Here is a 12,930-nt window from a genome sequence, read left to right as displayed (position 1 = left end):
CTAAGTGTGTTCTAAAAGTGACAACAAATTTGTGGTTTCAGAAAATCTCCTGTTGGAGATAGCCAAAGGTGAGTTTCTTTTAGGTATGTTTTAAAGATAACTTTTGAACGTGTTAAGAAAAGGTAGGAATTATAAAGCCGATTTAAACTGTTCTAAGAAACGCACATCATTTTCACTTAACAAACGAATATCCCCAATTTGATGTAATAACATGGCTATACGGTCTATACCCATACCAAATGCAAAACCAGAGTATTCTTTAGAATCAATCCCGCAATTTTCTAAAACGTTAGGATCTACCATACCACATCCCATAATTTCTAACCAACCAGTACCTTTGGTAATGCGGTAATCAGTTTCAGTTTTTAAACCCCAATACACATCAACCTCAGCACTTGGCTCTGTAAAAGGAAAATACGATGGACGCAAACGAATCTCAGACTTACCAAACATTTCGGTTGTGAAATATTGCAATGTCTGTTTTAAATCTGCGAAACTTACGTCTTTATCAATGTATAATCCTTCCACTTGATGGAAAAAACAGTGCGATCTTGCAGAAATGGCTTCATTCCTATACACTCTACCAGGAGAAATGGTTCTAATAGGTGGTTTATTATTTTCCATGTAACGCACCTGAACCGAACTGGTATGTGTTCTTAAAAGTATATCAGGATTGGTTTGAATAAAAAAGGTATCCTGCATATCACGAGCGGGGTGATATTCTGGTAAGTTTAAGGCCGTAAAGTTGTGCCAATCGTCTTCAATCTCTGGACCTTCACTTACATTAAAACCAATACGTGAAAAAATATCTATAATTTGATTTTTCACTATGGAGATTGGGTGACGCGCTCCTATTTGAATAGGCTCTCCTGGTCGTGATAAATCACCGTAAACACCTTTAACCTCTTCCTTACTTTCAAGCTCATCTCTTAAGGATTTTACTTTTTCTTCAGCTATTTTTTTAAGCTGGTTTATAGTTTGACCAAACTCACGCTTTTGCTCATTTGCTACGTTTTTAAACTCGGCAAAGTAGTCATTTAACAATCCTTTTTTACCTAAGTACTTTATACGGAACGCTTCTACCTCTTCTTTTGTTTGGGCTGAAAATGTTTCTGCTTCTGATATGAGCTCTTTTAACTTATCAATCATGATATAAATTCAAAATAGAGGGCAAATTTAATAAAAGTTAATCTATAAACTCAGTTTCTAAAAAATAGTTTACTATAGCCTCTTTCATAAGTACACTTTGTTCTCCCGCTTTTAAATGAGGTAATTTTTCCAACATCTTGTAGTGTGGCCATCCATCAGAATCTACAAAATCTAACTCGTAATAGCCATAGGGCACCAACAGTTTGCAAATAGCTATGTGCATGAGGTCTAGCTTCTGGTCTTTTTTAAAAGTTCTATTCAATTGACCAAGCTCTTGAACCCCTATTAAATAAATAATAGCATCAAGGTCTATAGTATCTCCATCAGCAAATTGAATTGATAATTTCTCAACTACTTGCTCCCAACGAGCCTTTAACTGTTCATCTCTAGACATACTAATTTTTAAGCTGCAAAGTTAATAAACTAGGGACTCTTATTTATATTTGTTTAAATTGAAATATTATGGGTGTAATAGACATCATTTTAGGGGCTTTAATTTTATATGGATTTATTAGAGGATTGATGAAAGGACTTTTTGTTGAAATAGCCTCTTTAGTGGCATTAGTAGCTGGAGTTTGGGGTGCTATTCACTTTAGTAATTTTGCAGCCGATTATTTGGTTGAAAAAGTTGACTGGGAATTAAAATACATCAATATTGTTGCCTTTACCATGACCTTTGTTGTAATTGTGGTAGTTATTTTTTTAGCTGGAAAAGCCCTTACAAAAATAGCAGATTTTGTTTTTTTAGGATTCGTTAATAAAATTCTAGGAGGTGTTTTTGGAGCTCTGAAAATTGCTGCTATATTGAGCGTAATTCTTATTGTTTTTGATAAGTTTAATAAATCTATTCCCTTTGCTAATGAAGATGATTTAGAGAATTCTATTTTGTATACTCATGTTAAGGCTATTGTGCCTGTTGTTTTACCTTATATCTTAGAGTTTGAAAATAAAGAATCTACTAAGACCGATAATGATGTAATGAACAATAAGGCATAAAAAAAAAGCCGCTTATAAGCGGCATTAAAACATTTAAATAAGTTTTTGCTTAGTCATAAAATTCAACGGCTCCTGTAGTTATATTATACATGGCTCCAATGATTCTTATTTCTCCATTTTTTTCCATGTCATCAAGAATAGGACTTTCCTTATGAATTCTTTCTATTGTTAACTCTACATTCTTTTTAGAAACTGTATCTACAAAATCTAAATTTTTAGAGGTTCTCAAACTTTCATCTTTTGGTTCTGTTACCGCATTGACTGCTGGTGTAATTTTTTGTATGAGTTTAGTTAAATTACCCATTTCGGCATTATCACAAGCGCCTTTAACAGCTCCACAACTGGTATGTCCTAAAACTACAATTAACTTGGTACCTGCAAGTTTACAAGCAAATTCCATGCTACCCAAAATATCTTCATTAACAAAGTTTCCTGCTATTCTTACACTAAATATATCTCCTAATCCTTGATCAAAAACTAATTCTGCAGAAACTCTGGAATCTATACAACTTAAAATTGTTGCAAAAGGAAATTGCCCTTCTTTTGTGTCATTAACTTGTTCTAATAAATTTCTATTAGCTTTTAAGTTCTTTACAAACCTTTCATTACCTTCTTTTAAGAACTGTAATGACTTTTCTGGTGTCATTGTTGCTTGAGTTTCTTGCGTGTGTGCTTTCATAATATTTTGTCTTAATTAATTCAATTAATATCTATCTTTTACATTTTCTTTTATCCATTTCATACACTCATTAAAAGTGTCAAAAATATGCTCTTCAGGCACAAAATCTGGAATAATATCAATTCTTTCCATCATATATCTTGGTTGTGGCAATAAATCAACAAACAAGAAATCTACCCCTCTTTTTCTTAAATCTAATAATATGTCTTCTAGAACATATAAACCAGTCTGATCCATATATTGCATACGATCAAAACGAATTACAACAGTTTTTGCTGTATCGGGTATTTGAGCAGCTAATTGTTGAAATTCACTTGTTGACCCAAAAAACAAAGGGCCCTTAATATGTTTAATAAATACTTCTTCTTTTAAGTTTTCAGGAAAACCAAACTCATCTGCCCAAGTCTCTTCTTTAAGTGGTTTTACATCAGAGCGTTCTGCTGTTAGATCTCCTATTTTTTTCATAAACATTAGTGAAGCAATAACCAACCCTATACCTACAGCATAAACTAAGTTCCAAAAAGTAGACAAAATTAAAACAGTTAGCATGATGACTACTTCCATACTGAATTTTACAGGACCAATACTAACGTCTTTTGGTAAATTAGGAATAGCCTTTAAACCTTTATAATCCATTACCCCGATACCAACAGTAACTAAAATACCTGCAAGAACCGCAGCAGGAATCTTTGATGCCACTGGTCCCAGACCCAGTAAAATAACAAATAATAACAAACCAGCTATCATACCAGATAGTTTGGTTTTTCCTCCTGAAGTAATATTTACAACTGTACGAATGGTTGCTCCTGCTCCTGGAATACCTCCAAAAACTGCCGCAATACTATTACCAATACCTTGTCCAACCAATTCCTTGTTTGGCTTGTGTTTGGTCTTTGTCATGTTGTCTGCAACTACACTGGTTAACAAAGAATCTATAGCTCCTAATAATGATAGCGTTAGTGCCGTAAAAATGTATGGTGTTAGACTACTTAACTTAAATTGAGTGAATATTTCAATATTTGGAATTGGCAAGCCACTGGGAATTTCTTCAATTGGTCTATAATTTAAACCAAAACCAATAGCTATTCCAGACATAACAATAAGTGCTACCAAAGTACTAGGAATTAGCTTAGTGATTCGTTTAAATCCATATATGATAATTATAGTACCTATAGACAATGCCAACTCTAACCATTTAGTGTTTTGTAAAGCTCTTGGTAAAACTTTAATAGTACCTAAAACTCCCGAGGCTTTTTTACCTGCTAAGGTTTTACTCTCTCTTAAAATGTCTTCTTCTGTAATTTTTTCTGCGCGGGTTATGGTTTCTTTAAAATTTTCCAATACCAAAACACCTTCGCCAGCTTCTTCTCTAAGAATATTCTTTAATATAATCTCCTCAGATTGTGGTTTAAATTGATTAACATACTCCAAATCTTCTTTAGGATAATAACCCAGCGATGGTAAAATTTGAGTAATGAGTATAATAACACCTATGGCTGTCATAAAGCCAGATACCACTGGGTATGGAATATATCTTATGTATTTACCAAGACCTAAAGCCCCCAAACCTATCTGCATGAGTCCTGCTAACAAAAATACTGTGAGTATTACTGGTAAAGCCTTATTGACGTCGCCATCATTAGCAGCAATAATACCGGCAATAATTACCATACTAACAGCGGTCATAGGAGCTGTTGGTCCAGAAATCTGTGTACTTGTTCCTCCAAAAAGTGCTGCAAAAAAGCTAATAAAAATAGCTCCGTAAAGTCCCGCACTTGGCCCTAAACCAGAAGACACCCCAAAGGCTAATGCTAAAGGTAAAGCTACAATACCAGCAGTAATACCACCAAAAGCATCTCCCTTAATGTTGGAGAACAAATTTTTCATTATAGTTGATTATTTAGTTGAATTAAATAGTGAACTTAAAAGGTAATACTTTTCAAATTTTCTTACAAAACTAAAAATTTAAAAAGGTTATTAAATTAAACTGATCTCTGCCTCCTCTTTCAAAAAATTGGTTCATGTAGCCAGCTTCTACTCTAAGGTTTTGGGATATATCATACCCCAGACCAGCATAAGCTCTATTTCTATCAAAAACTGAACTTTTGGTATTTAAAAATATTTCATTGTAGGCAGAAATATAAAGTTTACTATTGGCTTTTTCTTTGTTTTTAAAAGGGATTTTAAAAGCTAAAAAATAGCGAAATCTCATTTTAAAATCACTTTCAACAAATCGTTGCTCAAACCTATATCTATGGGTCAATCCAACGTTACCTATTTTCTGTTTTGATATAAACTGCTCAAAAAATCTATGCTCACTAATTGACACTTTATCATCTGAATCTCCAATATAATTCTCAGAAAGTATATAACCATATCCTAATAATACATCACTATTGCCTTGATTAAAAGTATAACCTAATCCCGTTCTAAGAAGTAGTTGTTCTAAATCACCAATAGTATTGTAGTTTCTGTATTGAACTTCGTTATGAATATTCCAGTTTTGGTTTAGTTTTTTATTTCCAATGTAAATTAACCAATTACCAAAATTACTGTCCTGAGCTTGAGCAAACAGTGATAGCAAAAGGCATGTTCCTAATACTACTATCTTTACCCTAACTGATTTTTCTTTATTAACTTCTTGTATGATTTTAAATTTAAAGATATTATTAATCATTAAGCACAACTAGCTGATAACAAAATTACTTTAATTATTTAGTTATTTTCCAGCAAACATTATAGAAGTATTCATTTTGTTTAACACGCCATCTAAATCTAAATTCCCTAATTTATTTGAAGCTGTTGTATGCCTATTTACACACAAAAGATCAATGTTACTTTTAGTCATGTATTTAGAGAGGTTACTTAAAACATTGTCATTTGGCTCGAAAACATATTCTATCAACTTCTTAAATTCAGATTCTTTACTTTCAAATTCAGACTCATTAGCTTTGGTAATTTTAAAAGATTTTATAGGCTTTTGAGATATCTCCATTAACTCTTTTGCTAAGTTTTCAAAAGGTTGTTCTGTGTTGTTTAGTACACCTAGAGATATGTTTTCATCATATTTTAAAACATATTTATTTGAAGCTACAAGAACCAAACCATTATGTTTTTTTAGGATAAATCTTGTAAGTTTATCACCAACTAACTTTAACGAATTAAAACGTCTTTTACCCAAAACAATTATATCCGGATTAGTTTTATCTATATGTTCTTCTATTATCTGCTTTATGTTACCATAGGTTAAAGAATAACTTATGTTTAAATCTTTATCAACAGATTTTATAACATCTTCAATATGATTTCTACTCTTTATGTAATCTCTGTTGATATTGCGCATTGAAGAAAGTTGATTCTCGTTTTTAACAACATCTACAGGTTTTTTGACGTGCAATAAATCAATATCACCACCAATCATTTTAGCTAAGTTGGCAGTGGTTTTCATAATGGTATCAGAGCTATTTTTTAAATCTGAAAGTACCAATATTTTATATGCTTTATTTTTCATATCTTTTTAACTTAAGCTTAAATTGGATTTTGGTCTAGTTCTGAAGAACTCTATAAAACTCTCCGGATTTTCCACCACACCTCTTTTAGACACTAATTTTATATCTATATGGCGTTCTTTCGCTTTTACTGCAAAATCTTCTAGAATTTCAATGACATCATTATCCAGATATCGCGTATTCATAAGATTAAGTTCTAAATAGGTATCTCTTGGTAAACTATCAAGTTCTTTTAAGATGGCTCCTTTGTTAAAAAAGGTTACTTCTTCAGCAAAAGACATCTTTATTTTGTGTTTCCCATTACTCTTATCTTCAATGTGAAGAAAGTGTGAATTTTGGTAACTTTTTAACAGTATTACAATTATACCAACTCCAAGCCCAAGGCCAATACCGTATAAGAGGTCTATAAAAACAATTCCTAGAACTGTTACGGTAAACGGAACAGACTGTTTCCAACCTAGGTCATACATCTGTTTGAAAAGTTTTGGTTTAGCTAATTTGTAACCAACAACCAAAAGAATGGCTGCTAGTACAGACAAAGGAATCATATTCAATAGTTTTGGTATTACTATGACCGATATTAACAAGAAAAAACCATGAATTATAGCAGACATTTTCGAAACACCTCCAGATTGTATATTGGCAGAACTCCTTACAATTACCTGAGTAATTGGTAAACCTCCTATTAATCCAGAAAGAATGTTACCAGTGCCTTGAGCCAATAACTCTCTGTTTGTAGGTGTAACGTTTTTGTGCGGGTCTAATTTATCTGTAGCTTCAACACAAAGGAGAGTTTCTAGACTTGCAACTAAGGCAATTGTAAAAGCTACTATCCAAATCTCTGGTTTTGTAATTACACTAAAGTTAGGAAAACTAAACTGTGCAAAAAATGAACTTGTATCTTCTGGTATTGGAACTGTTACTAAATGAGATTGAGCAATAGCTAAGGTGTCATTTGATTTTGTTATTGCGTAAAAAATAATACCCACAACAACTGCCACTAAAGGTCCTTGAATTAATTTAAATATTTTTGCCTTCTTGGTTAGTACCTTCTCCCATAATATTAAAATACCTAAGCCCATGATTCCTATTAATGCAGAACCAGGAGTTATGTATTTAAGAGTTTTAAAAAGATCTGAGAATGTATTTTCTCCATCTACTTGAAAAAATGCAAAATCACCTTCGGGGTTCGCATCATAACCAAAAAAATGGGGAATTTGTTTTAGTATGATGATAATACCAATACCTGTTAACATACCTTTAATAACAGAAGAAGGAAAATAATAACCTATAACCCCTGCTCTTAAAACACCAAATAGTAATTGAATAATACCTCCTAAAACTACAGCCACCAAAAAATTTTGGTAACCTCCAAGCGTTCCTATAGCTGTTAATACTATAGCTGCTAACCCTGCAGCAGGTCCACTTACACCTATTTTAGAGCCACTTAACGATCCCACTACGATACCACCAATAATTCCTGCTATTAATCCAGAAAATAGTGGGGCACCACTTGCTAATGCAATACCTAAACATAAAGGTAGTGCAACGAAAAAAACGACAATACTTGCCGGTAAATCATTTTTAATTGTTTTAAACATATTATAAATAACTTTTACCCATAACAAACAGCTACGAGTGATTAATTTTTTTTGAATTAAGGCTAAACAACAAGCCCTTTAAAACCTGTTTTATAATATGGTTTCTTCGGGAGGGGGAGATATAATATTTAGATGAGGTTTAGAATATGCGTTAAAGATATACTCTAATTCACTGTCGGGTTTGAAGCTAGAAAAAACAGTTTCAGGACAAGGACTCTCAAACAATAGTTTTTCGGCATCTTTACTCTTTTCACTACCTTTTTCTTCTTCCTCAGAATAGGTGTAAAAAATTGAAATGTCAACAGAATCATCTACCAATGTGATGATTGTTGGCATTGTTAAAAAAGCCAAAAATATTAGTGATAGAAAAATTGAAATGCTTTGTCTTGACACAAGTTTAGAGTTTCGGTAAATAACAAATATATGCTTTTTATTGCATATTTACTTTAAAACTCGTTTAGCAGCCTAATATCTTCTGAAACTATCCATCCTGTTTTACCATCAGATAGTTCAATTTTTTTCCAATTATTATAACTATTTACCACCTGAACTTTGGTGCCTTCGTGTAGTCTAAATACTTCATCGCTTCTCACATTTGGGTCACTTTTAACTTTGGCCTCTTGTGTGAAGATAATAGCCGGATTATCTTTTTTGTCTAGATTAAACTTATAAAATGCAAAAGCTAAAGTTACACATACCAAAAACAATGATACTAAACTACTTATAAATGTAAGACGTTTTATTAGTGTTGAAAATGCAAAATAATAAACCAAAAAAAGTAGTACAAAACAAAAGACTAGTGCTATTGACACTCTTGCCCAATTATCAAAACTAAAGGTGTTTGTAATCCCTTTTAATAACCTTGAAAATCCAGTATCTGGAATAACATCAATAGCATCAATAGTCATGTTTCTTGCAAAGGCAATATTATTATTTATATCCTTGTCATTAGGTTCTAACTGTAATGCCTTTTCATAATAGTAAATACTTGGTGCTATGTTATTTAATTTATAGTGGGCATTTCCTAAATTGAAATATAAGTCTGCTGAATGTTTTTCACTTTCTAGAATGGCCATATATTTATCAATAGCCTCAGCATATTTACCTTCGTTATACAGAGCATTTCCTTCTTCAAATAACGATTGGTTTTGAGCTATGAGCAAAGAACTAAACAAAAACGATATTATTAAAAAAATGGCTTTCATTTTAGCGTGCTTGTTTATCAATTAATGAAATGGTTCTTGCTGCTTTTTCATAGTCTTCTTGCATTGTAACATTGTCTATAGGTGTATACCTTGCCAACTCACAACTTTCAATAATATTTATAAAATCGCCTATCACAGCATTATTAACTTGCTTATCATTTAAAAGCTGGGTAATACGGTCTTTACTAAACTCACTAGTTTCAATATGTAACTTTGCTTTTAAGTAGTTGTGTAATGCCTTTTCAAGAGCTATATAAAACACTTCTTTATGACCCAGTGATTTTTTTGCCCCTTTTAAATATTTTCTAGCCAATCTATCGGCCTTTCTTATTTTGTTACCATAAACATCGGCATCTCTAGTGGCTTTCCTTTTTCTTACCACAATAGCCAATGGAATTACAAAAAATGGTGCTAATAGCATAGTCCAAAAAGCGTTCGTTTTAAAGAAATGTGATGTAGTGATACTACTAAAATTGGTTTGCGTTTTAATAAATGAAAACTGGTCGCTGTTGAGTATAATAGCTTGTTTGTTGGTAACAACAGATGCATTATTAGAACCTGTATTACTTGACAATGGACCATTTTGAACATTAATCACAATTTCATTAGATGAAAGTCGTTTGTAAGTTTCAGTTTTTAAATCGAAATACGAAAATGAAATACTTGGTATTGGATATTTGCCCTTGTACTGAGGTACTATGGTATAACTATCGGAAATATTCCCTTGCATTCCAGATAAATTAGTACTAACACGTTCACTATGTTCAGGCTCATACACTTCCAATGAGCTTGGTAAAGATACTTTTGGAAGTTTAAATAACTTTAAGTTTCCTTTACCTGTAACTGAAACTTTTACTTGTAGAGACTCGGTTGCATCTAGTTCTGTTTTTGAAGCACTAACATTTAAACTAAAATCACCTACAGCACCAGTAAAATCTTGAGGTTTTCCAGTTTCTGGTAAAGGTTTTACATTAATAACTTGATTACCAGCAGAAATAGTTCTGTTCACACGGGTCATTAGTCGGCTTCCAAAAATATCACGTCTGTTAGTTGGCACTCTTAAAGAAACGTCTAAAGTTAAAGGCTCAAGATTTAGTTTACCATTTTTTTGAGGGTATAGTACAGCCTTTTTATAAATAACATATCTGTAATCCTCTCCTTTATAAGTAGTATTGACAGCTTTCTCATTATGAACATCTAAATTCTGACTCCAAAAATCGTTGTATCTTGGGCTATCTAATTCATTCCAGTTATCAACTGCTATTTTGGGCGATACATATAGTTTATAAACAACCGTGATAGCTTCGTTTAAATAAGGATTTGTTTTTGAAACTTCAGCCACCAAATGTATATTCTCTGCAGCTACATAATTAGGGTCATTTGGATCTTTTGGAACTTCAACGGCTGCGGTAACTTCTATTTTTACTGGTGTGGTTTTATAAATTTCACCGTCAATAGTAATTGAGGCTTGGGAGATGGTAAAAGTTCCGCGCTTTTTGGGTGCTAAAAAATAACTGTAGGTTTTTTTATAAGTTCTCACGCCGTTAACCCAAGAGTTACTAACAGATTGGTTTGGTCCACCCACAACCGTGAAGTTTGAAAAACTAGGCGGGTTAAAATTATCTCCGTCTTGATTCATTTCAAAATCAATACGTAAGCGCTCATTAACTCCAAGTTTTTGTTTACTAACTTTGGCTTCAAATTTCACCTGAGCCACAGCAATACTTGAAATAAATAGCAGTATTAATATTGTTATGTTTTTAACTAACTTCATCTTTCCAACTTCAGCATTCTAACTTTAATTACCAGTCTTTATCTGTTTTTACTTTTATTCCTTTTTGCTTTTCAGCATTCATTTTTTCTTGAACTTTTTGCTCTTGATTGTTCATAGCTTCTAGTAAGTTCTTTATTTGTTGCGGAGACATTTTTCCTTGTTGTGGCTTGGGAGGTTGCTTCTTTTCATCATCTTTTTCATCACCTTGTTTTCCATTGTCTTCTTTTTCATCTTTTGGCTTACCTTGGTCATCTTCTTTATTGTCTCCTTCTTTTTCCTTTTGCTCGCCGTTGTCGTTTTCTTGTTCTTTATTTTCGCCGTCTTCGTTCTTCTCTTTGTCTTTTTGGTCTTTATTATCTTCTTGATTTTCTTGATCTTCTTTATTCTGTTCGTTATTCTTATCGTCTTCGTTTTGATCTTTATTCTGCTTTTCGTCTTTGGCGCATTCTTTAGCCAATGCTAGGTTATAACGAGTTTCATCATCAGTTGTATCATTTCTAAGAGCACTTTTAAACGCTTCAACTGCTTCACTACATTTTTTATTCTGCATTAAAATATTACCAATATTGTGAAATGCTTTATGCCTTTCTGCTTTTGATGCACTTTTGTTTACTACCTGCTGATGACGGTACAACGCTTCTTCGTAATTGCCTTTAATATAATAGGCGTTTCCTAAGTTATAGTGCCCCTCAACAGAGTTTGGGTTTTCAGAAAGGGCTTTTCTGTAAGTAGCCTCACCTTCAACAAAATCATCTTCTTTTACTAAATTGTTTCCTTCATACACATAATTATTAGCCTTTTTTAAAGCCAATAACTGTTCTTTATCTTCTTTTTTTTGAGCAAAAGAGACAGAAATAAATAAGGTTAATACTATAATTACTAAACGTTTCATTTTTTATTCTATATTCTAAGATAAAAAACCTTGTATGTTTAATTCGTTAAAGAATTTATAAATTCTCATTAAACAGATTGAGCTTTTTTAACCATGCTGTTTTACGTTCTAACAAGAATACGTCGAGCAACAAAAAGAAAATACCAAATCCTAAAAACCATTGAAACTGATCTTTGAAATCGGCAAACTGTTTGGCTTCAAACTCAGTTTTATCCATATTGCTTAAAATTTCCTTTATGTCTTCAACTACGTCTTTGGTGATTTTTCCGTTAATGTAAGCTCCATTAGCTTCTTTGGCTATTTCTTGAAGCATTTCTTCATTTAAGCGGGTAATAACGGTTTCACCCTCATTGTCTTTTTTATAGTTGAGAACCACACCGTTTCGTTTTATAGGAATTGGTCCTCCTTTAACATCGCCAACTCCAATTGTGAAAATTCTTATGCCTTCTTCACTAGCTTCTTCTGCAACCATTGCAGCCTCCTCGCTGTGGTCTTCACCGTCTGATATGATAATGAGTACTCTGTTGGTTTGTTCTTCATCATCAAAGTAGGTAGTTGCCAGTTTTATTGCTTCACTAATAGCAGTTCCTTGAGATGATAACATATCGGTATTCATACCTTGCAGAAACATTTTAGCCGATGCATAATCTGTTGTAATTGGCAACTGTGGAAATGCTCTTCCTGCGTAAGCTATTATACCAACACGATCACTGGCCAGATTATTGATTATTTGTGTGACCAATTGTTTTGCTTTTTCCAATCGGTTTGGCGCAATATCCTCAGCCAACATGCTTTTTGAAACATCTACTGCAAAAACAATATCAACCCCTTCACGCTTTACCGTTTCCAATTTAGTGCCTACTTTAGGGTTCACCATGGCAAGTACTAAACACACAAAAGCCAAACTTAAGACAATGGTCTTTAATATTGATTTGAAAAGTGATTTGTTAGGACTCAATTTTTTTAGCAAATCTTTGTCCGCAAAGTCACGCTGCGCTTTATGTTTCCAGATTTGAAGCACCAAAAAGAATAGAGTGATTACTGGAATAATCAGTAATGCCCAAAACCATATTTTCTCTTCTAATTGATACATTTGATAGTCTATTCGTTTTTTGTGTATACGTT

Annotated in this window: 13 protein-coding genes; 1 reads left to right on the top strand and 12 read right to left on the bottom strand. The window is 32.8% G+C overall.

Annotation, left to right across the window (positions count from 1 at the left end; genetic code table 11):
* Positions 1 to 129: 129 nt before the first annotated feature.
* Positions 130 to 1,149, bottom strand: a complete 1,020-nt coding sequence (gene pheS / locus DFQ02_RS06270; RefSeq protein ID WP_116040150.1) for a phenylalanine--tRNA ligase subunit alpha — start codon at positions 1,147 to 1,149, stop codon at positions 130 to 132.
* Between the two features lie 37 nt (positions 1,150 to 1,186).
* Entirely contained in the window at positions 1,187 to 1,543 is a 357-nt protein-coding gene (locus tag DFQ02_RS06265; RefSeq protein WP_116040149.1) for a hypothetical protein, read from the bottom strand.
* A 68-nt stretch (positions 1,544 to 1,611) separates the two neighbouring features.
* Between DFQ02_RS06265 and DFQ02_RS06260 the strand changes: the two genes are divergently transcribed.
* Complete coding sequence (locus DFQ02_RS06260) at positions 1,612 to 2,145, top strand: CvpA family protein (protein WP_116040148.1); 534 nt, start codon at positions 1,612 to 1,614, stop codon at positions 2,143 to 2,145.
* Between the two features lie 49 nt (positions 2,146 to 2,194).
* Here DFQ02_RS06260 and DFQ02_RS06255 read toward each other — a convergent pair whose 3' ends face one another.
* The 10 genes from DFQ02_RS06255 to DFQ02_RS06210 all read right to left on the bottom strand — a co-directional run bounded on the left by DFQ02_RS06255 (position 2,195) and on the right by DFQ02_RS06210 (position 12,898).
* Entirely contained in the window at positions 2,195 to 2,824 is a 630-nt protein-coding gene (locus tag DFQ02_RS06255) for a carbonic anhydrase family protein (protein WP_116040147.1), read from the bottom strand.
* Positions 2,825 to 2,848: 24 nt separating this feature from the next.
* Positions 2,849 to 4,711 (bottom strand): SulP family inorganic anion transporter, encoded by a 1,863-nt coding sequence (locus DFQ02_RS06250; RefSeq protein WP_116040146.1) that lies wholly within the window; start codon positions 4,709 to 4,711, stop codon positions 2,849 to 2,851.
* Between the two features lie 70 nt (positions 4,712 to 4,781).
* The gene (locus DFQ02_RS06245) at positions 4,782 to 5,501 is read right to left on the bottom strand and encodes a DUF2490 domain-containing protein (RefSeq protein ID WP_116040145.1); all 720 of its coding nucleotides are present in this window, start codon (positions 5,499 to 5,501) and stop codon (positions 4,782 to 4,784) included.
* 42 nt (positions 5,502 to 5,543) lie between these two features.
* Positions 5,544 to 6,335, bottom strand: a complete 792-nt coding sequence (locus tag DFQ02_RS06240; RefSeq protein ID WP_116040144.1) for a universal stress protein — start codon at positions 6,333 to 6,335, stop codon at positions 5,544 to 5,546.
* A gap of 6 nt (positions 6,336 to 6,341) precedes the next feature.
* Complete coding sequence (locus tag DFQ02_RS06235) at positions 6,342 to 7,934, bottom strand: SulP family inorganic anion transporter (RefSeq protein WP_116040143.1); 1,593 nt, start codon at positions 7,932 to 7,934, stop codon at positions 6,342 to 6,344.
* Positions 7,935 to 8,024: 90 nt separating this feature from the next.
* Positions 8,025 to 8,270: a hypothetical protein gene (locus tag DFQ02_RS06230; RefSeq protein ID WP_245940214.1), complete on the bottom strand. Its 246-nt coding sequence runs from the start codon at positions 8,268 to 8,270 to the stop codon at positions 8,025 to 8,027.
* Positions 8,271 to 8,380: 110 nt separating this feature from the next.
* Positions 8,381 to 9,139 carry a tetratricopeptide repeat protein gene (locus DFQ02_RS06225; RefSeq protein WP_116040141.1) on the bottom strand — a complete coding sequence of 253 codons (759 nt, stop codon included), beginning with the start codon at positions 9,137 to 9,139 and terminating at the stop codon, positions 8,381 to 8,383.
* Between the two features lies 1 nt (position 9,140).
* Positions 9,141 to 10,913, bottom strand: a complete 1,773-nt coding sequence (locus DFQ02_RS06220) for a BatD family protein (RefSeq protein WP_116040140.1) — start codon at positions 10,911 to 10,913, stop codon at positions 9,141 to 9,143.
* Positions 10,914 to 10,941: 28 nt separating this feature from the next.
* A complete protein-coding gene (locus tag DFQ02_RS06215) occupies positions 10,942 to 11,805 on the bottom strand; it encodes a tetratricopeptide repeat protein (RefSeq protein WP_116040139.1) in 864 nt (287 codons plus the stop codon).
* 55 nt (positions 11,806 to 11,860) lie between these two features.
* On the bottom strand, positions 11,861 to 12,898 hold the full coding sequence (locus tag DFQ02_RS06210; RefSeq protein WP_116040138.1) for a vWA domain-containing protein: 1,038 nt from the start codon (positions 12,896 to 12,898) through the stop codon (positions 11,861 to 11,863).
* Between the last annotated feature and the right edge of the window lie 32 nt (positions 12,899 to 12,930).

It is taken from the genome of Seonamhaeicola aphaedonensis, assembly GCF_003386195.1.
GTDB classification, from domain to species: domain Bacteria; phylum Bacteroidota; class Bacteroidia; order Flavobacteriales; family Flavobacteriaceae; genus Seonamhaeicola; species Seonamhaeicola aphaedonensis.
The sequence above is the reverse complement of the archived record's forward strand: the minus strand, read 5'-3'. Positions and strand labels throughout refer to the sequence as shown.